The 22833-nt window shown below is 62.3% G+C and carries 16 protein-coding genes; 5 read left to right on the top strand and 11 right to left on the bottom strand.

Translation table 11 applies throughout. From position 1 onward, the window contains the following. Window positions 1-38: 38 nt before the first annotated feature. The 7 genes from uvrA to ACVWXD_RS07930 form a co-directional block, all read right to left on the bottom strand. Window positions 39-2558: an excinuclease ABC subunit UvrA gene (uvrA, locus tag ACVWXD_RS07960; protein WP_457370836.1), complete on the bottom strand. Its 2520-nt coding sequence runs from the start codon at window positions 2556-2558 to the stop codon at window positions 39-41. Window positions 2559-2566: 8 nt separating this feature from the next. Continuing rightward, on the bottom strand, window positions 2567-4267 hold the full coding sequence (locus tag ACVWXD_RS07955; RefSeq protein WP_122756562.1) for an ATP-binding protein: 1701 nt from the start codon (window positions 4265-4267) through the stop codon (window positions 2567-2569). A gap of 90 nt (window positions 4268-4357) precedes the next feature. Continuing rightward, on the bottom strand, window positions 4358-7450 hold the full coding sequence (locus tag ACVWXD_RS07950) for an error-prone DNA polymerase (protein WP_218186592.1): 3093 nt from the start codon (window positions 7448-7450) through the stop codon (window positions 4358-4360). Beyond that, window positions 7426-8838 carry a Y-family DNA polymerase gene (locus ACVWXD_RS07945; protein WP_095184533.1) on the bottom strand — a complete coding sequence of 471 codons (1413 nt, stop codon included), beginning with the start codon at window positions 8836-8838 and terminating at the stop codon, window positions 7426-7428. Before ACVWXD_RS07945 ends, ACVWXD_RS07950 begins: the two co-directional genes overlap by 25 nt. Window positions 8839-8845: 7 nt before the next feature. Beyond that, on the bottom strand, window positions 8846-9460 hold the full coding sequence (gene imuA / locus ACVWXD_RS07940; RefSeq protein ID WP_095184532.1) for a translesion DNA synthesis-associated protein ImuA: 615 nt from the start codon (window positions 9458-9460) through the stop codon (window positions 8846-8848). Then, window positions 9460-10077: a transcriptional repressor LexA gene (gene lexA, locus ACVWXD_RS07935; RefSeq protein ID WP_032886583.1), complete on the bottom strand. Its 618-nt coding sequence runs from the start codon at window positions 10075-10077 to the stop codon at window positions 9460-9462. Before lexA ends, imuA begins: the two co-directional genes overlap by 1 nt. 960 nt (window positions 10078-11037) lie before the next feature. Beyond that, entirely contained in the window at window positions 11038-11949 is a 912-nt protein-coding gene (locus ACVWXD_RS07930) for a LysR family transcriptional regulator (RefSeq protein WP_032886585.1), read from the bottom strand. A 204-nt stretch (window positions 11950-12153) separates the two neighbouring features. Between ACVWXD_RS07930 and ACVWXD_RS07925 the strand changes: the two genes are divergently transcribed. Beyond that, on the top strand, window positions 12154-12552 hold the full coding sequence (locus ACVWXD_RS07925) for a helix-turn-helix domain-containing protein (RefSeq protein WP_095184531.1): 399 nt from the start codon (window positions 12154-12156) through the stop codon (window positions 12550-12552). A 58-nt stretch (window positions 12553-12610) separates the two neighbouring features. Next, window positions 12611-15373 (top strand): ATP-binding protein, encoded by a 2763-nt coding sequence (locus ACVWXD_RS07920; protein ID WP_457370835.1) that lies wholly within the window; start codon window positions 12611-12613, stop codon window positions 15371-15373. Here the strand turns inward: ACVWXD_RS07920 and ACVWXD_RS07915 are convergent. Together ACVWXD_RS07915 and ACVWXD_RS07910 are read right to left on the bottom strand one after the other, a co-directional pair. Then, on the bottom strand, window positions 15320-16789 hold the full coding sequence (locus tag ACVWXD_RS07915) for a winged helix-turn-helix domain-containing protein (RefSeq protein ID WP_260368263.1): 1470 nt from the start codon (window positions 16787-16789) through the stop codon (window positions 15320-15322). The two genes, ACVWXD_RS07920 and ACVWXD_RS07915, sit on opposite strands and share 54 nt — an antisense overlap. Window positions 16790-16939: 150 nt before the next feature. Then, window positions 16940-17890: a GlxA family transcriptional regulator gene (locus tag ACVWXD_RS07910; protein ID WP_032886590.1), complete on the bottom strand. Its 951-nt coding sequence runs from the start codon at window positions 17888-17890 to the stop codon at window positions 16940-16942. 181 nt (window positions 17891-18071) lie between these two features. Here ACVWXD_RS07910 and ACVWXD_RS07905 point away from each other — a divergent pair, with 181 nt between their 5' ends. From ACVWXD_RS07905 to ACVWXD_RS07895, 3 genes are all read left to right on the top strand, one after another. Beyond that, a complete protein-coding gene (locus ACVWXD_RS07905) occupies window positions 18072-18794 on the top strand; it encodes a pirin family protein (protein ID WP_181644192.1) in 723 nt (240 codons plus the stop codon). Window positions 18795-18940: 146 nt separating this feature from the next. Next, the gene (locus ACVWXD_RS07900; protein WP_457370834.1) at window positions 18941-19483 is read left to right on the top strand and encodes a phage infection protein; all 543 of its coding nucleotides are present in this window, start codon (window positions 18941-18943) and stop codon (window positions 19481-19483) included. A 278-nt stretch (window positions 19484-19761) separates the two neighbouring features. Then, window positions 19762-20844, top strand: a complete 1083-nt coding sequence (locus ACVWXD_RS07895; protein ID WP_032886593.1) for an LLM class flavin-dependent oxidoreductase — start codon at window positions 19762-19764, stop codon at window positions 20842-20844. A gap of 88 nt (window positions 20845-20932) precedes the next feature. Here the strand turns inward: ACVWXD_RS07895 and ACVWXD_RS07890 are convergent, their stop codons facing one another. Then, a complete protein-coding gene (locus ACVWXD_RS07890; RefSeq protein WP_032886594.1) occupies window positions 20933-21727 on the bottom strand; it encodes a class II aldolase/adducin family protein in 795 nt (264 codons plus the stop codon). Window positions 21728-21834: 107 nt separating this feature from the next. Then, window positions 21835-22740: a LysR family transcriptional regulator gene (locus tag ACVWXD_RS07885; RefSeq protein ID WP_181644190.1), complete on the bottom strand. Its 906-nt coding sequence runs from the start codon at window positions 22738-22740 to the stop codon at window positions 21835-21837. Window positions 22741-22833 lie beyond the last annotated feature (93 nt).

The raw sequence follows: 22833 nt of genomic DNA, 5'->3' as shown, positions 1-22833 counted from the left end.
GGGGCAAGCCCCCTCCCACATGTGGACCTGTTTAACTGTTAGTTCAACGCTCGGGCCAGGAATGGCGCAGTCCGGCTTTTCTTGCTCTTGGCAACTTTTTGCGGCGTACCGCTGGCCACCACTTGTCCGCCCAAATCCCCTGCCCCCGGACCGATATCGATCACCCAGTCACTCTGGGCCACCACACGCATTTCATGCTCGACCACCACCACCGTGTGCCCTGCATCCACCAAGTGATTGAGCTGGCTGAGCAGGCGATCCACATCCCGTGGATGCAGCCCGGTCGTTGGCTCATCCAACACATACAAGGTCGACCCACGGGCATTGCGTTGCAGCTCGGTGGCCAATTTGATCCGCTGCGCTTCCCCCCCGGACAGTTCGGTAGCCGGTTGACCCAGTCGCAGATAACCCAGGCCGATATCCCGCAGCACCTGCAACGAGCGCAGTACCCCTGGCTGCTCGGCAAAGACCTCGACTGCCTGCTCGACGGTCATCCCGAGCACCTGAGCGATGCTCAAGCCTTGCCATTTGATCGCCAAGGTTTCTGGGTTGTAGCGCGCGCCATGGCAGGTCGGACAGGGTGCGTACACACTCGGCATAAACAACAACTCGACGCTGACAAAGCCCTCGCCCTCGCAGTTCGGGCAACGGCCCTTGGCGACGTTGAAGGAGAACTGGCCCGCATCGTAATGGCGCTTCTTTGCCGCAGGCGTGGCGGCGAACAGTTTGCGCACGTTGTCGAACAGCCCGGTGTAGGTCGCCAGGTTGGAACGTGGCGTACGGCCGATGGGTTTCTGATCCACCTGCACTAGGCGTCGGATCTGTTCCAGCCCGGCGCTGATGCGCCCGCCACTGGTTTGCGGCGTGTCATCTTCCAGGCTCGGCTCTTCGTCGTTCTCCACCACACGCCCAAGGCCACTGCCCACCAATTCCAGCAGCGCCTGGCTGACCAGGCTGGACTTGCCCGAGCCGGAAATGCCGGTCACCGAGGTGAAGCAGCCCAAGGGAAAATCCACGTTCAGACCATTGAGGTTATTGCGCGTCACGCCCTCCAACTTCAACCAACCACTGGGTTCGCGGCGAGAGGGATTTGATGTACGCCGCTCGGCGAACAAATACTCACGGGTCTGCGACGCCTCTACGTCAGCCAACCCAGCAGGTGGCCCGCTGTACAGCACTTGTCCGCCATGCTCGCCAGCGGCCGGGCCGACGTCGATCAACCAGTCGGCGCGGCGCATGGTTTCCAAGTCGTGCTCCACCACAAACAACGAATTACCGGCGGCCTTCAAGCGCTCAAGCGCGGTGAACAACGCCTCGCCATCCGCCGGATGCAAGCCCGCCGAAGGCTCATCCAGCACATAGATCACTCCAAACAATTGCGAGCCCAATTGCGTGGCCAAGCGTAAACGTTGCAACTCCCCGGACGACAAGGTCGGTGTGCTGCGCTCCAGGGACAGATAACCCAGGCCCAATTCGATCAAGGTGCTGACCCGCTCCAGCAAGTCCTGGGCGATACGCTGCGCAGCCAGGCGCTTCTCCACCGAGAGCTTCATCGTGTCCTGCCCCGCCGCCACCGGCCGCAGCAGTTCGGCCAGCTGCGACAACGACAGCTGCGACAACTCGCCAATATCCACCCCGGCAAACTTCACCGAGAGCGCCGCCTTGGTCAGCCGCTTGCCTTCACACAGCGGGCAGGCGCTGCCCTGCATGAACTGCGACACGCGCTTTTTCATCAGCGCGCTTTGGGTATGGCTAAAGGTGTGCAGGATGTAGCGCCGCGCGCCGCTGAACGTGCCCTGGTAACTAGGCTCCAGCTTGCGCTTCAACGCCTCGCGGGTTTGCTCCGGGGTGAAACCGGCATACACCGGCACAGTGGGGGTTTCTTCGGTGAACAGGATCCAGTCGCGCTGCTTTTTTGGCAGGTCGCGCCATGGGATATCCACGTCATAGCCCAAGGTCACCAGAATGTCGCGCAGGTTCTGGCCCTGCCACGCCAACGGCCAGGAGGCCACCGCGCGCTGGCGAATGCTCAGCGAAGGGTCGGGCACCATCAGCGCCTCGGTCACTTCATACACGCGGCCCAGGCCATGACATTGCGGGCACGCACCCTGGGGCAGGTTCGGCGAAAAGTCCTCGGCATACAGCATCGCTTGCCCCGCAGGGTAGCTGCCGGCGCGGGAATAGAGCATGCGGATCAGGCTCGATAACGTGGTGACGCTGCCCACCGAAGATCGCGCGCTGGGCGTGCCACGCTGCTGTTGCAGGGCCACGGCGGGCGGCAGGCCTTCGATGCTGTCCACGTCGGGCACGCCAACCTGGTCGATCAGGCGCCGCGCGTAAGGCGCCACCGATTCGAAGTAGCGCCGCTGGGCCTCGGCATACACCGTGGAAAACGCCAGGGACGACTTGCCCGAACCCGACACGCCGGTAAACACCACCAGGGCATCCCGGGGAATATCCACGTCGACGTTTTGCAGGTTGTGCTCGCGGGCGCCGCGCACCCTGACAAAGCCTGGGCGTTGGGCAGTGATCGCAGGGATGTTGCGCTGTGAAGTCATGGTCAACCTTATCGTGCGGTGAGCACGCTGCGCACCCGTAGCGTCAGGGCTTCGGGGCTGTAGGGCTTGCTCAGCAGATGAATATCGGGGCTCAGCAGGTGGTTGCTGGAGAGGATGTCGCGGGTGTGACCGGAAGTGAACAGCACCGGCACGGGCGGGGTTTGTGCACGGGCCCAGGCGGCCAGGTCGGTGCTTTTAAGGCGGCCGGGCATGACCACGTCGGTAAAAATCAACTCGGGTTGCAGGCCAGCTTTGAGCTTCGACATGGCCTGGTCGCCGTCCTCGGCGGTGATCACGGTGTAGCCCGACTGTTCGAGCACGTCCACCACCGTCAGGCGCACGCCTTCATTGTCTTCGACCACCAGGATCGTTTCCTGGCCGCCTACGGACGCAACGGGCTCGTCTGACGCTTCAAGGCACTCCTCGCCCAGGCTGCGCGGGAAGTACAACTGCACCACGGTGCCCTGGCCTTCTTCGCTGCTGACCTCGACATGCCCGCCACTTTGACGCACAAAGCCGAACACCATGCTCAAGCCCAGGCCGGTACCGTGACCGTCGCGCTTGGTGGTGAAGAACGGTTCGAACACCCTGGCCTGGATCCCAGGTGGCATGCCCACCCCGGTGTCGGTGACCGCCAGGCGCACATATTCTCCGGGACTGACGCTTTTGCCGATGCAATCGCCGGGGTTAAGGATGATGTTTTCGCCGCTGATGCGGATCACCCCCTCACCTTTCATGGCGTCGCGGGCATTGATCGCCAGGTTGAGCAACGCATTTTCCAACTGGTTACGGTCGACGTTGATGCTCCAGGAATCCTGGGGCAACTGCACATCGATATGAATGGTTTCTCCCAGTGCGCGCTGCAACAGTTCGCCAAGGCCGGCATAGATGCGTTGCGGGTTGTACACCGCCGGCGACAACGGCTGGCGGCGGGCAAAGGCCAGCAGTTGCGCCGACAGCTTGGCCCCGCGCTCCACTGCCGCGATGGCCGCGTTGACGCGGCGCTGCACCTGGGCATTGTCTGGCTCATGGCGGGCCAGCAAGTGCAGATTGCCGGCGATCACTTGCAACAGGTTATTGAAGTCGTGGGCCACGCCGCCGGTGAGGCCGCCGATGGCTTCGAGTTTTTGCGATTGGCGCAACTGGTCCTCGGCACTGGAGCGCGCCTGCACTTCAGCGGCCACCCGTTGTTCGAGGTTATGGGTGAGTTCCTGGCGCACCTGTTCGGACTTCACCAGTTCGGTGGTATCGACCACAATCGCCAACACGCCGGCCGGTTGCTGGTTGTCGCCGGCGACGGGGCTGTAATACAAATCCAGCCACACGGTTTCCGGCTGACCATTGCGCAGCAGCACCAGGTCTTTGTTGTTGAAGGACAGAGTGCCGCCGGCCAGACAGGTGTCCACCACATGGCGATTGAAATCCGCCACCTCCGGCCAACCCAACTCCACCGGAGCCCCCAGCAAAGACGGGTGGCGGCCGCCGGCAAAGACCGAGTAACTGTCGTTGTAAATCATGTACCCGGCCCGCCCCCACAACATCACCATCGGCATCGGCGATGCGAGCATCATCTGCACGTTACAGGCCAGGCTAGTGGACCACTGGTTAATGGGACCGAGGTCCGTGGTCGACCAATCGAACGCGCGAATGCGCTGGGCCATTTCACCGGCCCAACCTTCACAGCCGTGGGGGTTAGATAAAAATTGCATCGTTCGGCTCAGTGCAAAAGAGAAGACAGTCGCCATTTTTGGAGCTTACACGGAGCAGATGGTTTCATCTGGTATTAATTTGGGGTCACCTCAGTGGAAATCCCGGCTGCGCACAGACATGCCTTCCAGCAACGGCGTGAGGTCGGTGAGCCGCCCGGCGATCAGATGGCGCACCTCGCCGACCGCCTCCCAGCGCCCGTCTACCTTGAGCAAGCGCGACCCCACCAGCGCCTGGCGCTGACGTTCAGCCAGATCGCGCCAGACCACCACATTGAGATTGCCGAACTCATCTTCCAAGGTGACAAAGGTCACACCGCTGGCCGTGCCCGGACGTTGCCGCCCCGTGACCAACCCCGCGACACTCACATTACGCCCATGCTCCACCGCCATCAGCTCGCGGGAGCTGCGACAACGCCGCTTGCGCAGCTCATCGCGCAACAACGCCAGCGGGTGCGGGCCGAGAGTGGTGCCGACGGTGGCGTAATCAGCCTGCAAGTCCTCGCCGACCGTCGGTGCGGGTAAAGCGACCACGGCTTCGTCGGGGCTGGGCAGCCCGGCGAACAGCCCCAATTGTTTGTGCACCCCCGCCACGTCCCAGCGGGCTTGGTGCCGGTTTCCAGCCAGGGCACGCAGGGCGCCGGCGTCGGCCAGCAACGCCTGGGCACGGGCGTCCAGACCGGCGCGCTGGTCCAGATCAGCAATGTCACTGAAACCTGTGCCAGGGCGGGCGGCCTCGATGCGCCGACCATCCTCTTCACGAAACCCCGCGATCATGCGCAAGCCCATACGGATCGCCGGTTGCTGGCCGTCAATGGGTTCCAGGCTGCAATCCCAGTCGCTGGCCTGCACATCCACCGGGCGAATCTGCAAGCGATGGCGCCGTGCGTCCTGCAGTATCTGGTCCGGGCTGTAGAAACCCATAGGCCAGCTGTTGATCAACGCGCAGGCGAATGCCGCCGGCTCGTGGCATTTGAGCCAGCAACTGGCGTAAGTCAGCAAGGCGAAACTGGCCGCATGGGACTCAGGAAAGCCATAGCTGCCAAAGCCCTTGATCTGCTCGAAAATCTGCGCGGCAAACTCCTCGGTGTAGCCGTTTTTCAGCATGCCGGTGCGCAAGCGGTCCTGATGGGGTTCCAGGCCGCCGTGACGTTTCCACGCGGCCATGGAGCGGCGCAACTGGTCGGCCTCGCCAGGGCTGTAGTCGGCGGCGACCATGGCGATCTGCATCACTTGCTCCTGGAACAGCGGAATGCCCAGGGTGCGCTTCAATACGCTTTCAAGTTCCGGTGACGGGTAGGTGGTTTTTTCTTCCTTGTTACGTCGTCGTAGATACGGATGCACCATCCCTCCCTGGATCGGACCGGGCCGCACAATAGCGACCTCGATCACAAGGTCATAAAACGTCTGCGGCTTGAGCCGGGGCAGCATCGACATCTGCGCCCGCGACTCGATCTGAAATACGCCAATGGTGTCGGCCTTGCTGATCATCGCGTAGGTGGCCGGGTCTTCCTTGGGGATCGTCGCCAGGGCCAGGTCGAGGTTGCGGTGGCGGCGCAGCAAATCGAAACAGCGGCGAATCGCACTGAGCATGCCCAAGGCGAGGATATCCACCTTGAGCAGGCCCACGGCATCCAGATCGTCCTTGTCCCATTGGATAATGGTGCGCTCGGCCATGGCCGCGTTTTCCACCGGCACCAGAGTGTCCAGCGGGTATTCGGAAATCACGAAACCGCCGGGATGTTGGGACAGGTGCCGGGGAAAACCGATCAGTTGCTGGGTGAGCGTGAGCACACGGCGCAGGATCGGGCTGTCCGGGTCGAAGCCGCCTTCACGCAGGCGTTCCAGCGGAGGCGCATCATCACTCCAGCGCCCGCAGCAGTCGGCCAGGGCGTTGATCTGGTCCGGCGGCAACCCAAGGGCCTTGGCCACATCGCGCACCGCACCGGCGGCGTGGTAGCTGCTGACCACCGCCGTCAGCGCCGCGCGGGTGCGGCCGTAGCGCTGGAAAACGTACTGCAGCACTTCTTCGCGGCGTTCGTGCTCGAAGTCCACGTCGATATCCGGTGGCTCGTTGCGCTCCTCTGACAGGAAGCGCTCAAACAGCATATTCGTAAGGCTCGGGTTGATCTCGGTAATGCCCAAGGCAAAACACACCGCCGAGTTGGCCGCCGACCCGCGGCCCTGGCACAGGATCGAACGGCTGCGGGCGAAGCGCACAATATCGTGCACGGTGAGGAAATAACTTTCGTAACCCAGTTTGCTGATCAATGTCAGTTCGTGATTGATCTGCTGCATGGTCTTGGCGTCGATTCCGTGAGGCCAACGCAGGGCGATGCCTTCTTCGGTGACGGCGCGCAGCCAGGATTCGGCGTCATGCCCCTCGGGCACCAATTCGCGCGGGTAGTGATAACGCAACTGGCCGAGGTCGAAGGTGCAACGGCGGGCGATGACCAGGGTTTCATCGAGCAAGGCATGGGGGTACAGCGTGCCCAGGGCATCAAGGCCGCGCAGATGCCGCTCGCCATTGGGGTGCAGGCGCGTGCCGGCTTCGGCCACCGGGACGTGATGGCGGATGGCGGTCATGGTGTCTTGCAGGGCGCGTCGACCGCGTGCGTGCATGTGCACATCACCACAGGCCACCGCCGGGATATTCAGGTTGGCGGCCAGGTGCAGGCGCTGCTCCAGATGCCGCGCATCGTCTTGGCCGCAATGCAGGTGCACCGCCAGCCACAGGCGCTCGGCAAACGTGCGGCGCAGCCATTGGATCGAGGCCTGGGTGTCGCTGTCGTCGGCGACCCATAGCGCCAACAGGCCGTTGAGCGGTGCGTCGAAGTCTTCGTGCAGCAGGCGATAACTGCCTTTTTCCGCACGCCGCCTGGCCAGGGTGATCAGGCGGCACAGGTGCTGGTAACCGCTGAGGTTTTCTACCAGCAGCACCAGTTTCGGGCCGTTTTCGATGCGCACTTCGCTGCCGATAATCAGCGGTAACTCCACCGCCTTCGCCGCTTGCCACGCACGCACGATGCCTGACAACGTGCATTCATCAGTGATCGCCAAGGCGCTGTAGCCCTGACGCTTGGCGCGCTCGAACAACTCCAGCGCGGTGGACGCGCCGCGCTGAAAACTGAAATTGGACAGGCAATGCAGCTCGGCGTAGTTCATGCAAACCAGCCTTGCAGCCACAAACCATCGCCCTGCCCCACGCTGCGGTAGGCCCAGCCTTGCTGACCGGCGCGGGTCTGGATCAGGTAATAGTCACGGCGGATATCGGCGCCGTCCCACCAGCCGGATTCGATACGTTCCGGGCCCATCAGAATCTGCACACCTTGCTCGGTCAGCAAGGTGGGTTCCCTGAGCAGCCAACCGGGGCGTTGCACCTTGTTCAAGGTCGGGCATGTGCGACTGTCGGCCGTTGCTTGCCAAGCGCACTCGGGGCGATGGTCGGCATGAAAACGCAAGCCTTGTACCGCCTCATCCCCAAGGCGCGCGCGCAGGCGTTCGCGCAATTGCTCCCAGGGCAGGGTCTGTTGCGGGCGGTCGTCGAACAGGTCCTGGCGCTGCGGCACAAACACCGGCAAGTCCTGGGCCACCAGGCGAAAACCGCGCACCGGCGCGGTGACTTGCACTTGCTCCAGGCGCCCACGGGCCAGTTCGAACAGCATCGCCGGCTCGCGCTCGGCGCTGAGCAGGCCAACCTTGATCACACTGTCGGGTAACTGGGCGTGCTCCAGGTGCAGGTCAAAACGCTGCACGCCACTGTCGCGTCCGCAGAGAAAGGCGGATAAATCAGCGGTCAAGCGCCGCAATGGAAACAGCAGCGCCTGGTGGGACTGCACGTCGAAATTCAATTCGATGCGCACATCGAACTGGTCCGGCGGCTGGTAAAACCCAAGGGCCAGCGGGCGTTGCCCGGTCAAGGCATCCAGGTGCTTGAGCAGGCCGGCATCAAAGCGCCGTGCCAGGGTGTGCCGGGGCAAGGCCTGCACCTGGGACAGGGTGCGCAGGCCCATGCGCGACAAGGCGGTAGCGGCCTGAGGCTCAAGGCCGGCGCGGTCGATGGGCAGTGGTGCGAGGGCCTGCATCAATGCCTCATCGTCGATGGCCAGACCGTCGTAAATATTGGCCAGCACCCGCGCCGCCGCCGGGTTGGGCGCGGCGACGATGCGGTGACGAAAGCCCAGCTCGGTCAATTCTTTGCGCAAGCGCGCTTCGAACTGCGGCCAGGGACCGAACAGGCCCAGGCTCGATTCGATCTCAAACAGCAACGCACGCGGGTAATGCACACTGACCTGGGAACTGAAGCGATAGGCCCAGGCTGCCAGGAACTGCTGCCAGCGTTCGATTTCCACGGGGTCGTATTCGGCGCTGGCAAAAGTCTTGGCCAGGGCATGGGCCGCCGTCAGTGAAAGGCCTGGACGCAGGCCCAAGGCGCGGGCGGCGTCGTTGACGGTTTGCAGTACGCGCCGCTGTGGCGTACCGGCCAGCAGCGCGAGGGGTTGGTCGGGCTCGGGGTGCACACGCTGCACCCCGTCCAGCGCCAATTGCGGGAAGACAATACACACCCAGCGCATGGCAACCTCAGTGCCCCGCCAACGCAATCGGCGCCGGATGGGCCAAACCGCCACGGCACTTGATCACCCGTACTTGGGCGGGTTTCGCATCGACCGCCAAACGCAGGGCAGCAGGCGATGAATTGACCCCCTCACTCAAGGCGCGCCAGGCAAACGCCAGGGTCTGGCCGGTTTCTGCTGCCACCTGCAAGCGCCGCAGCGCCCGGTCATCGGCCTTGCGCGGCCAGCACAGCACCGCGCCGCAACTGCCGGAGCGCAGGCACTGCTCCACGGCCCACAGCGCATCACGTTCCTCGGCCTGGATCACTGAAAGCTGGCGTACATCCACCCCGGCGTTCTGCCAGGCATGGGGATACGGCGTATACGGCGGCGCCACCAACACAATGCGCTCCCCCGCCTTTGACAGGCGCGCCAGGGTGGGCAGCACCAGTTGCAGTTCGCCGATGCCCTCCTTGGCCATGAGGATTTCACTCAAAGCCGATTCAGGCCAGCCGCCGCTGGGCAGCACCGCATCCAGCGCGGCCAGCCCGGTGGGGTGCACACTGGCGGGAGGCGCGGCCGGCCGGCCTTTCCAGACGCGGCCGCCATTGAACAGCGCGTCCAGGGCAACGACGGCGCCCATCAGCCTTGCCTCACCAGGCCGCAGAACACCCCTTCGATGGCCAGGTCCTGATCAGGGCCCACCACAATAGGTTGATACGCGGGGTTGCGCGGCAGCAGGCGCACGCGGTCGCCACTGCGTTCGAAACGCTTGATGGTGACTTCGCCATCCAGGCGCGCCACCACGATCTGCCCGTTCAAGGCCTCGGCACTGCGGCGTACGCCTACCAGATCGCCGTCAAGGATGCCGTCTTCGATCATCGAATCGCCCTGCACCCGCAGCAGGTAGTCGGGGGTTTTCGCGAAGGTGCTTGGGTCGAGTTGCAGGCGACTGTGCACTTCGGCGTCAGCACCGATGGGCAGGCCGGCGGCGACTCGGCCGAGCACGGGCACGTCCAGCCACTCCGGACGCATGGGTTGGTTGAGCAGGCGAATACCGCGAGCCTGGTTGGGGTTGACCTCAATGAAGCCGGCTTCGGTCAGGGCCACCACGTGTTTGCGCGCGACGCTGCGGGAGGCAAAGCCGAACGCCTCGGCGATCTCGGCGAGGCTGGGGGGCTGGCCTTGTTGCGCGATACGGTCGCGGATGAAGGTCAGGATGGCGGTGCGGCGGGGAGTCAGGGTCGTCATGGAGTACATTTGTACTCTTATGGGAAATTTCTTACAAGAGCCGGTAGTCGGGGGGGGGGGGGTTGAGTTGAGTACATATCCGTTGGTTAGGTAACGGCTACTTATGGTTCCGCTCTTACAGCGGCTCACTTTTGGAAAGGCCGGAATGCCGGCCCAGCCAAAAGTAAGCAAAAGGCCTTCGCCCCAACACTCGGCACCTCGCCTAGGCTCGGTGTGCCCGCACTCCGACTTGAATCCGTGGGCCGCCGCGATGGGCCATCCATGGCCCAGCGCGGCTAACCCGGCGTCCTGCCGGGTTACCCACGGATTCAAGCCTGCGTTCGGCCAGCGTGTTTGACGGGGCGCCTGAGATCAAGATCAAAAGCGCAGATCAAAAGACCGCTGACTTCGTCAGCGAAAAGGATGTAAGAGCCAAATCTAAAGCAGAGCTAAAGCAGAGCTAAAGCAGAGCTAAAGCAGAGCAAAAGCAGGACAGCAGGACAGCAGGACAGCAGGCTAGGACCTATCTATCTGATCTATGGAGATCAAACTGTGGGAGGGGGCTTGCTCCCGATAGCAGTGGGTCAGTCACAGCCGCATCAACTGAAACACCCTCATCGGGAGCAAGCCCCCTCCCACATTTGGACGGAGTTGGAGCTGAGAACCCGGTCGGCTCTAAGGCCGCCGCGGCCTTGCTTTTGATCTGAAATCGCCCCGTCAACCACGATGGCCGGAATTCGACATTGATTTGGGGGGTAAACCGGCAGGGATGCCGGTTTAGCCGCCCTGCGCCATGGATGGCGCGTGGCGGCGGCCCCCCAAATCAATGTCGGATTACGGGCATGCCGAGCCTAGGCGAGGCACCGAGTGGTGGGGAGAAGGCCTTTTGGTTACTTTTGGCTGGGCCGGCATTCCGGCCTTTACAAAAGTGACCCGCTGTAAGAGCGGAACCATAGGCGGCCGTTACCGCAGCAACGGATATGCACTCAATCAACCAACCCCCCCCGCCATATGCTCGGCAATCCTCAACCTCAACCAACGCTCCGCCGGATCATTGTCATGCACCCCACTCCACACCATCGACAACTCCGCCGCATCAATCGCAAACGGCGGATCCTCTGCCCGTAACGTGGTGCCCTCGGTCAACGCACACGCCGCATAATCCGGCACCGTCGCAATGATCTGCGTTCCCGCCAACAACGCCCGCAACCCGCTGAATTGCGGCACCGCCAGCACCACCCGCCGCGCGCGGCCGATGCGGGCCAAATCCAAATCGATGTTGCCGCTCAAATCCCCGGAGAACGACACCATCGCATGGGGCCGTTCGCAATAATCATCCAGCGTCAGCGGCGCCACCCCGTCATCCCCACGCAATACCTTGCACGGGATATCTCGCAGTTTCTTGCGCTTGGCATTCGCGGGCAGTTCAGTGGTGTAGCTCACCCCCACCGAAATCTCGCCACTGGCCAGCAGCGCGGACATCAGCAAGTAATTGGCGCGGCGTACCACCACGATGATGCCGGGGGCTTCTTCGCGAAGCTGACTGAGCAACGGCGGAAACAAGCCAAATTCGGCGTCGTCGGACAGGCCGATACGGAACACCGCACAGCTGGTGGACGGGTCGAAATCCTTGGCGCGGCTGACCGCGCCGGAAATGGTGTCCATAGCCGGTTGCAGCTCCTTGAGTATCGCCAGGGCGCGCGGCGTGGGCTCCATGCCCCGCCCGTTGCGCAGCAGCAACGGGTCGTCGAACAGGTCGCGCAGCCGGCCTAAGGCCGCACTTACCGCCGGTTGGCCCATGAAGAGTTTTTCGGCGACCCGGGTCAGGTTCTTCTCGAACATCAACGCCTCGAAAATCACCAGCAGGTTCATGTCGACGCGACGCAGGTCATTGCGGTTCATGGCGGTATCCAAACGGTTAGCAGACTGCCAGCTAAGCACGCAAAACAAGGGGTTGATTGCATGTCTGTGCTGTCTTTTCCGTCACTGCACCTGACGAAATTAACAACGATTAACTCGTCAGCCAGACGGTACGGCAACAAGATTGACGCCATCTACACTGCATCCATTCACCGGGAACGCTCCCATCGACTGCGGATATCCGTCATGGCCCGAACTGAGCACTGCGCTCCTCGCTTATCCGCTACCGGCGGCCTATGCCCCCGGCGCGAGCGTATCGCCAAGCAATTGATCCTCGCTAACCTCGGCGAAAGCCTGGCGATTGCCGACCTGGCCCAGGCCTGCGCGCTGTCGCGCAGCCATTTCTCCCGTGCATTCAAGTGCACCACCGGGCTGTCGCCCCAGGAATGGATACGCCTGCAACGCATCCAGCGGGCCAAGGAATTGATCACTCAGTCTTCCTTGAGCCTGACGCAGATCAGCCTGGAATGCGGGTTCTGCGACCAGGCACATTTCTGCCATATGTTCACCCGCAGCGAGGGTGTCAATCCGATGACCTGGCGAAACCACCAACTGCGTCACAAGCCTCAAGAGATCGCTGCCTAGTGGTCTGCAAGCACCTGGAATATGCTGGCCGCTTACTTTCTCCAGAGCATGGCCACCCATGAGTGACCAACGCGATCAGGCCGTGCACTTCGGGCCGTACCGTATCCATCCCCACCAGCGCCTGGTGCTGGAGGCTGGTCGTCCGTTGCGCCTGGGCCGGCGGGCCGTGGATATCCTGCTGATCCTGCTGGAGCAGGCCGGTAATGTGGTGAGCAAGCAGGAGCTGATCGCTCGGGTCTGGCCCAAAAGCGTGGTAGAGGACGGCAACCTGCGGGTGCATATGGCGGCGTTGCGCAAGGCGCTGGGCGATGGCCAGGCCGGGCAGCGCTATATCGTTACGGTGGCCCAGCGTGGCTACAGTTTTGTTGCGCCACTGAGCATCGAGCCTATGAGCCTACCCACAGAAGGCACGCCCCAACGCCCCTGCCACAACCTGCCGCTGCGCCGCACCCGCATGCTCGGCCGCCAGGCGCTGATCGACAGCCTGGTGCAGCACCTGCCCGAACAACGCTTTATCACCCTGACGGGCGCCGGCGGCATCGGCAAGACCACCGTGGCGTTGCGCGTGGCGGAATTGCTGATCGGCCATTACCGCGACGGTATCCGACTGCTGGACCTGGCGCCCCTCAGCGCGCCGTCGATGATCCTGCCCAACCTCGCCGCCCTGCTCGACCTGACCCACACCGAGCACGAACCGCTGGCCACCTTCGCGCGCCGCCTGCAAGAGCGCCAGGTGCTGCTGGTGATCGACAACTGCGAGCACTTGCTGGACGACATTGCGCTGATCAGCGAAACCCTGCTGCGCCATGCCCCAAAACTGCACATCCTGGCCACCAGCCGCGAAGCATTGCGCGCCGAAGGCGAATCGGTGCAACGCCTGGAACCCCTGGCCTGCCCACCCGCCACCGGCAACCGCGCCCAGGCCCTGGGCTATCCTGCCCTGCAACTGCTGATCGAACGCGCCATGTCCCATCAGGACAGCTTCGAACTGAGCGAAGCCGAACTGCCCCTGGCGATTGATATCTGCCAGCGCCTGGACGGTATTCCCCTGGCAATCGAATTGGTGGCGGCGCAGATCGAGCGCTTCGGCCTGCCGGGGTTGCTGGTGCAGATGGAAGACAATTTCCGCCTGCTCACCCGAGGCCGGCGCAGTGCCCTGCCCCGGCATCAAACCTTGCGCGCGACCCTGGATTGGAGCTTCGACCTGCTCACGACGTGCGAGCAAATCTGCCTGCGCCGTCTCGCCGTGTTCCGGGGTGGTTTCAGCCTGGCCAGCGCGGCGGCGGTGATTGCCGGAGAACAGATCGCACCGACCGAGGTGCTGGGCTCGATCACTCAACTGGTCGCCAAATCCTTGCTCAATGTGGAGCCCGGCGATGACGAGATGGTCTATCGCCTGCTGGACATCACCCGCACCTACGCCCTGGAAAAACTCAGTGTCGCCGACGAGCTTGATGCCACCCGTGAACGTCACGCCAACCGCTGCCTGGCGCTGATGGACCAGGCGCAGGAAGATTGGGAGCAGATCGCTACCCAGCCGTGGATCGACCGCTATGCCCCGCTGCGCGAAGACATCCGTGCCGCCCTCGACTGGGGCCTGGGCGACCAGGGTGTGCACGTGCTGGGCATTCGCCTCACCGTCAGCGCCATGCCGTTGTGGCAGGAGCTATCGCTGCTGCGCGAACACGGCCTCTACGTGAGCAAGGCCCTGGCGCGACTGGGGCAATCGAGTGCGCCGAGCCAGCGCTTGCACATGGCATTGCAGTTGGCCTTCGGCAGTTTTTCCTATCACGCCCAGGGCAGTACGCCGCAGACCATAGACGCCTTTGCCTGTGCACGACGCCTGGCCGAAGCTGACAAAAACCTGCCCGGCCAACTGCGTGCAGTGTCGGGGCAAATGGCGGTCAGCCTGTGCAGCGGCAACTACCGTGAGGCGTTGAAGCAAAGCCTGCATTTCGACCGGTTGGGGCCACACACCGAGTCGTTGCTGGCCCTCAGCGCCCAACGCCTGCGAGTGCTGGCGCAGCACTTCGCCGGCAATCAGGTGCTGGCGCAGCACAATGCCGAACAGGTGATCCAGCGCATGGCCCAGAGCGGCCATCTCAACCGGTTTACCCATGGCTTTGGCGTGCAGTACGACCAAAGCGTGGCTTCGCTGACCATCCTCGCGCGCATCCTGTGGCTGAGCGGTTTCCCTGAACGCGCGTGGCGCACTGCAAGCCAGGCACTGGCGCTGGCGTTGCAGATCAACCACGGCACGTCGATCTGCTACACCCTGGCCCTGGCTGGGGTGGTGATCGCTCAGTACAACGGCGATACGCTTGCGGCCCGCGATCAGTTGGACCTGCTGTTGCAGCAGGCGCAAAAACATTCAGTGCAGTTGTTCCACACCTGGGCGCAATGCTACGAAGGCACGGCGCAGATTGCCGAAGTACAAGGGCTGGGCCTGGTCGAGGACATCCTGGTGACCTTCAACGCCATCGCAGTGGATGACGCCCTGTTCGAACGCGCCCGAAGCGGTGCGGCCGGCTGGTGCACACCGGAGATTCTGCGCGTGCGCGCCGAGGCCATGCCCGATGCCCAATCAGCCGAAAGCCTGTTGCTCGAAGCCCTGGGCCTGGCGCACCAGCAAGGCGCGCTGGCCTGGGAGTTACGATGCGCAGACAGCTTGGCGCGGCTGTGGCACAAGCAAGGTCGTGTGCAGGCCGCGCGCGACCTGCTGGGTTCAGTCTATGAGCGGTTTACCGAAGGCTTCGCCACCCAAGATCTAATCCGCGTGCGCCGCCTGCTCGACGAGTTGCAAGACAAACGGCCGGCCTGAAAACGGCCCCAGGTAATGCCCATAGCCCTGTTGCAAGCGTGCTACCTGCTGTGGGTCGCGCAGAAGTGCCAAGGCGTAGCTGCGCACACTGTTGAGCAGGCGATAGCGCGGATAACCTGGGCCGGGCTCAAGGTTCAGCAGTGAGGTGTCGACCAGCCGACTCAACAAGTAAGACAGGTCGGCATGCTCCAGCTCCGTGCCGACCACCAGCTCACTCAAGGTGGGCAAAGTCACCGCCATTTTGAACAGGCTCATCTGCAGGAACAGCCAGCGCTCCGGCAAGCTCAGGCGCTGGTAGGTCCAATCCAGCGCGGCGCTGAGGGATTGGTGGCGCTCAACCGCTGTGCGGCGCCCCCGCGTGAGGATCTGCAAGCCCCTGCACACTTGCGCCTGCACACCACGGACGCCAAGGGCGTCCACTTGGGCGGCGGCCAGTTCGAGAGCCAGAGGAATACCGTCGAGGCGCCGGCAGATATCACGCAGCGGTGCCAAGTCCTGGGGCCGCAACACAAACCCCTGCTGGCTGGCACGCACCCGTGCAACAAACAACTGCACCGCCGGACTCACCATCGCCTGTTCAACGCTGCCCAACACCGACGGAGCTGGAAGCGCCAACTGGGGCACGCGCAACACCCACTCGCCCGGGGCATGCAAGGCTTCACGGCTACTGACGAGCACACTGATCCGGGGCGCGTTTTCGCTAAGCACACGCAGCAGATGTCGACAGGCGCCAAGCAGCAGATCAGCGCCATCAAGTACCAGCAATAATTGTCGGGAAGCCAATTGACGGCACAGTTCAGTGGCGCTGCCGCTGGGTTCGAGATGCAGGACCGTGGCCAGGTGGCGCAGCATCATCAGCGGCGCCTCGACGGTGGCCAGGTCGACCCACCACACACCGTCGCGGTAGCGCGGCAACACGCGCTCGGCCAGGGCCAGGGCCAAGGTGCTCTTGCCCACGCCGGCGCATCCGGTGAGGGTCATCAGCCGCTGCCCGGACAAACGCCGCACCAGCACGCCCAGCAGTTCATCACGGCCAATCACCGGGCTGAGCCGCGCGGCCAGGTTGTGCCGAGGCAGCACCGCTGCGGCCACGCCTTGCACGGGCGCAGCGAAGCAGTAGCCGCGCTGGGGGTCATTGAGGATAAACCGTTGCCCGTCGAGGGCACGGCGCAGCGCGGCGATGTGCACCCGCAGGTTGTTCTCTTCCACCACGCTATTCGGCCAGACCCGCTCGATCAGGGTGGCCTTGCTGAAAAATTGCCCAGGCGCTTCCAGCAGCATCGCGAGGATATCCAGCGCCCGCCCGCCCAACGGCACCGGCCAACCCGCCTTGCTGACCAGTCGCTGCTGCCGGTGAAAGGCATAGGCACCGAAGCGCACCGTGCTATCCGCGTCAATCGCCTGAGGGTCGTTCATGTCTGCAATCGCGCTGAAACACCCGGCCTTGGGCGTTCGCGCATCCTTTTCCGTGGGCTCGACGCTATTCTTGCCAGCTACCCATGACAGGACAATGCTGGCACGGGGAGCGATACGGACAATCGGGTGTGCGAGACGGACATCCTGTCGTTAACTGAACTGCTGTCGGTATTGGGTAGGGTTAAGACCGAGCTTTTCACTGAATAAAAAGCGCATGTGCCGCACGCTGCCAAAGCCTGCATGGAACGCCACGGTCTTGAGCGGCAGATCAGTGGTTTCCAGCAATTGCCGAGCACGGTCGATGCGCGCGCCTTGCAGGAAGGCCATGGGCGTCATCTGCACATCCTTGGCAAACAACCGGGCAAAGTGGCGCGCACTCATGCCGGCCAACTCGGCCATGGACTCGATGGTGAACGGCTGCTCCAGGTGCGCGAGAACATGGTTCTGCACGCGGGTAATCGCAGTTTCCTGGGGCGCCACGGCCGCGGTCATCGGGCTGAATTGGGCCTGGCCGCCCTGGCGTTTCATCACCACCAACAGCACCTTCGCCACATCCACCGCCACCTGCTTGCCATGGTCCTGGGCAACGATGGACAACGCCAGGTCGATACCGGCCGTGACCCCGCCCGAGGTAATCAACCGCCCGTCCTGCAGATAGATACGGTCGGTCTCGACGATGGCGTTGGGGAACGCCTTGATCAGCCGCTCGGTGTAATGCCAGTGAGTGGTCACGCGGTGCTCGTCCAACAGCCCGGCGTGCCCGAGCACAAAGGCGCCCGTGCAGATCGAGCCAAAGCGCCGTGCCCGTGGCGCCGCTGCTTTTAGCCAGGGCAGCAGCGCCGGATGGCATTCGTTATAGGCACCGGGGCCACCGGGCACCAGCAAGAGGTCATAGGCACCGTCGGCCTGCTCCAGCAACAGGTCGGTCTGCACCATTACGCCGTTGGATGCGCGCAGTGGGCCTGGTTCGGTACCAACAGTAAGGATCTGATAATGCGCCGCCGCCGGCAGGTAGCGGTTGGCGATGGAAAACACTTCAAGCGGCCCGGCCATGTCGAGCAAGAGGAAGTCCGGGAACAGCGCCATGGCCACGGTTTTCATACAGAAGGCATCCATCGAGGGGAAGAAAGCGGGAGGCATTATGGCATGCCTTTCACTGTCAATCTGAGAGGGACAGTTATTCAGATTTCAGCTTCTTAATGAATATTTCAGTAACCAGTAACCTTCTTCTCAACGCAAGCGCCCTGCATCTCGCAGCCAGCGCCCACTTGAGGACACCACCATGCTGACCCTTCGCAAAGCTTCCGAACGCGGCGCCGCCAATCACGGTTGGTTGAAGTCGTTCCACACCTTCTCGTTCGCCAACTACTGGAACCCCAACGAGCAGGGTTTTTCCGACCTGCTGGTGATCAACGATGATCGCGTCGCCGCCGGCAAAGGCTTCGGCCAGCACCCGCACCGTGACATGGAGATTTTCTCTTATGTGCTCGAAGGCGCCCTGGAGCACAAGGACACTCTGGGCACTGGCTCGGTGATCCGCCCTGGCGATGTGCAACTGATGAGCGCCGGCAGCGGCGTGGCCCACAGCGAGTTCAACCACAGCCAAAACCGTGGGGTGCACTTCCTGCAAATCTGGATCGTGCCCGCCGTGGCCGGTGCCGAACCGCGCTATCAACAGGAACACTTCAGCGAGGCACAAAAGCGTGGGCGCCTGCAGTTGATCATCTCGCCGGACGGCGCCGACGGTTCCCTGAGCGTACGCCAGGACGCCAGGGTGTACGCCGGGCTGTTCAACGGTGACGAAGCCACAACCCTTGACCTGCCGCCGGATCGCCACGTGTACATCCATGTGGCCCGGGGCAGCGTGGAGATCAACGGCCAGCGCTTGCAGGAAGGTGACGGTGCCCGAGTGCGTGATGAGCAGCGCGTCCACTTGAGTCAAGGTCAGGACGCCGAGGTGCTGGTGTTCGACCTGCGACCTCAGGAACTGCCGCAAATGCCTTGATCAGCCGGGCGATGGCCGTTGCAAACGGTCCATCGCTGGCATCGATAGTCACCATCAGCGCAATGAAGTTCTCTTAAAAAATGCAACGCGTAACATCAAACCCATACCAGGCAACACCCAAACTAAAACACTCGGAGCACACCATCATGAAACGCCAAATCTTGCTTAGCCTCGCTTTCTCGGTACTCGCTGCAAACGCATTTGCCCACCCTGTAGTCGCTGAAGGCGGTTCGGATCGACTGATCGAAAACCGTGTTGCCGAAGGTGGTTCGGATCGTCTGCTGGAAAACCGCGTAGCTGAAGGTGGCTCGGACCGTCTGATGGAAAACCGTGTAGCTGAAGGTGGCTCGGATCGTCTGATGGAAAACCGTGTAGCTGAAGGTGGTTCGGACCGTCTGCTGGAAAACCGCGTAGCTGAAGGTGGCTCGGATCGTCTGATGGAAAACCGTGTAGCTGAAGGTGGTTCGGATCGTCTTCTGGAAAAACGCGTAGCTGAAGGTGGCTCGGATCGTCTGATGGAAAACCGTGTAGCTGAAGGTGGCTCGGACCGTCTGCAGGAAAACCGCGTAGCTGAAGGTGGCTCGGATCGTCTGATGGAAAACCGCGTAGCTGAAGGTGGCTCGGATCGTCTGATGGAAAACCGCGTAGCTGAAGGTGGCTCGGACCGTCTGATGGAAAACCACGCATAACCCGCCCTGTTCGAGGGCACCCCCAAACCGGCCTGATCAGCCGGTTTTTTTTCGTCTATTAGAAAGTGCACTCAACTCGCAAACACTTGGGGTTGCGGCGCTGCCAACTCAGATAATGCTATTTACTGATATAAAATCACAAAATAATTCTATTTTTTAATAATTAGGTTAGAACCAAACGGCATTTTACAGCGGACGTCGGGGCCCCTACCTTGGACGAGCATGACCGACCCCCTGCCCGGCGGAGGTACACACTCCCTACTCGACAAGGACAGACCATGAGCATCGAATTCATCGGCTATATCGGCGGCCACCATGCATCCGAAATTCATCCACGCAGCGGCCCGACCCTGCAACCGGACTACGTGGAAACCGTGGCCCGCGCCCACGAAGAGGCCGGCTTCGACCGCGCCCTGGTGGCCTTCCACTCCAACAGCCCGGACAGCACGCTGATCGCCTCCCATGCCGCCAGCGTCACCCGCAAACTGCAATTCCTGATCGCCCACCGCCCCGGTTTTGCACAACCCACCCTCGCCGCGCGCCAGTTCGCCACGTTGGATGTGTTCAACGGCGGGCGCACCGCCGTGCATATCATCACCGGTGGCGACGACCGCGAACTGCGCGCCGATGGCAGCCATATCGGCAAGGACGAACGCTACGCACGGACCGACGAATATCTGAGTGTGGTGCGACAGGAATGGACCAGCGAACAGCCCTTCGATTTCACCGGCACCTACTACCAGGTCGAAGGCGCGCACTCCACCGTGAAGTCGCCGCAGCAACCGCATATCCCACTGTACTTCGGAGGGTCTTCCCAGGCCGCGATTGAAGTGGCGGGCAAACATGCCGACGTGTACGCACTGTGGGGCGAAACCTACGAGCAAGTGCGCGAGATCGTGACTCAGGTCCGGGCCGAAGCAGCCAAGCATGGACGCACGATTCGCTTCAGCCTGTCGCTGCGACCGATCCTCGCCGAGACCGAAGAGCTGGCGTGGGCACGCGCTGACAGCATCTTGCAACAGGCCACTGAGTTGGCTGAGAAGAATGGATTTGTGCGGCGTGAACCGCCGAATGAAGGCTCGCGTCGGCTACTCGCAGCGGCGGCACAGGGTTCCCGGCTGGACAAGCGTTTGTGGACGGGGATTGCGGGGTTGCTGGGCGCGCAAGGGAACTCAACCTCGTTGGTGGGCACCGCCGAACAAGTGGCTGAAGCGCTGGTGGATTACTACGACCTCGGCATCACCACCTTCCTGATCCGTGGGTTTGATCCGCTCAATGATGCGATCGACTACGGCAAGCGGTTGATCCCCCTCACCCGCCAACTGATTGCAGAACGCGAGCAGGCCAAACAGGTCGCGTAAGCCAGAACACGGCAAAACCAATGTGGGAGGGGCGGTGCGTTGATTCGACTCGCCCTCTCCCACCTGCCTATCTTCATTTAGCTCAGGATCAGTTCTTGTAGTCGGTATCGCTGCGTTCCAACTGCCGAATCAGCGCATTCCAATGCCGCGCCACGCCCGGCCCCTCGCCGCTGCTATGCGCCTTGGCCTGTTCTTCAACCTTCGCCACTACCTCCTGTGGCGGAAAGACCAGCTCAGCATTCCCCGCCGCTTGCGCCGCGATCTGAATATTGCACGCACGCTCCAACCCTTGCAGCTGCTGGAAGGCATGTTCGACGCTGATACCCGCCGTCAACAGCCCGTGGTTGCGCAGGATCATCACGCTCTTGTCGCCCAGATCCGCCACCAACCGCTCACGCTCGTCCAGGTCGAGGGCGATGCCTTCATAGCCGTGGTAGGCCACTCGCCCGGAAAAGGCGATGGAGTGTTGGGAAATCGGCAACAAGCCGTCCTTCTGCGCGGACACCGCAATACCATCGCGAGTATGGGTGTGCAGCACCGCTTGCAAGTCATGGCGAGCGCCGTGGATGGCGCTGTGGATCACGTAGCCGGCGTAGTTGATACCCAGACCGGTGGGGTCGTCGACGATCGTGCCGTCGAGGTCGACCTTGACCAGGTTGGAGGCGTTGATTTCATCGAACAACAGGCCGAAGGCATTGATCAGGAAATGCTCCTCCGGGCCCGGTACACGGGCGGAGAAGTGGGTGTAAATGTGATCGGTCCACTTGTACAAGGCCGCCAGGCGGTAGGCGGCGGCCAGTTTCACGCGCACTTCCCACTCTTCTGGCGTGACGCGTTGACGAACGTTGTTGGAGACGCTGGAAATCGAGGTGACGCTGCTCATGGCAAAACTTCCTGGATGGCCTTAAGGACTTCCAGGCAAGCCTAGGGGATGCTCAAAAATAATAAAAAGCACATTTTAATCTAAGCTAATTATTATTTTTTTTCATATCAAGCCGCATCCCGAATCTTGTGCAACGACGCCGCCACCCATTTGCCAAACGCATCCACCGGCCCTTGCAGGTTGCCGAGGAAATGCGGGTAGATCAGCCAAAGGTCCATCACCGGTTTGAAGTCCTTGAGCGGCACTACCGCCAATTGTTCGCGGTGAGCGCTGCGCTCCAGCAAGGGACGCGGCACCAGGCCCAAGCCCAGGCCATCGGCGACCAGACCCAATTGCAATTCAGTGCCGAAGGTTTCCAGGTTGACCCGCAGCGCCAAGCCCTGATCGGACAAAGTGCGTTGCAACCCGGCACGGAACCCGCAGCCGTCCGGGTTAAGAATCCACCCGTTCTGGTACACATCCGCCAGCTTGCAGGGTTTTTTCGGCAACTGCGCCTTGGCGCACACCACCACCAACTCCATCTTGCCGATAGACTCGCCAACGATGTTATCCGGGAAGATCTTGCCTGCCGGGAACAATGCCGCCGCCGCGTCCAGTTCGCCCCGTTCAATCTTGCCGACCAACTGGCTGCCCCATCCGGTCGCGACCTGGGCGCGCAGTTCGGGGTACTCAGTGCGCAGCAGCTTCAGCGCGTCCAGCAGCACTACATCGCCGATGGTCTGCGGCACGCCCAGGCGCAGTACGCCGGAGGGGGGTGCGTCGGTGGCTACCAGCTCACGCAAGGCATCCATCTCGCGCAGGATCAACCGGCATTGTTCATACACGCGGGTACCGATCAACGTCGGTTTGAGGGGCTTGGTGTTGCGGTCAAACAGCTCCACCCCCAGCGCCTGCTCGAAGTTCTGCACGCGGCGAGTAATGGCCGGCTGGGTCAGTTGCAACGACTCGGCGGCATGGCTGATGGACTGGCAACGAATCACTTCGACAAAGGCATCGATATCGTCAATTTTCATTTGGGCCGCACATAGAGAACAGTCATTAAGATGTCCGCGAAGCATAGTTGCAGGAACGTTATCTGAATAGCCCACGCTGTGATCGATAACGTC

Source organism: Pseudomonas sp. TE3911 (assembly GCF_054062775.1).
This window is presented reverse-complemented; position numbering and strand designations above follow the sequence as displayed.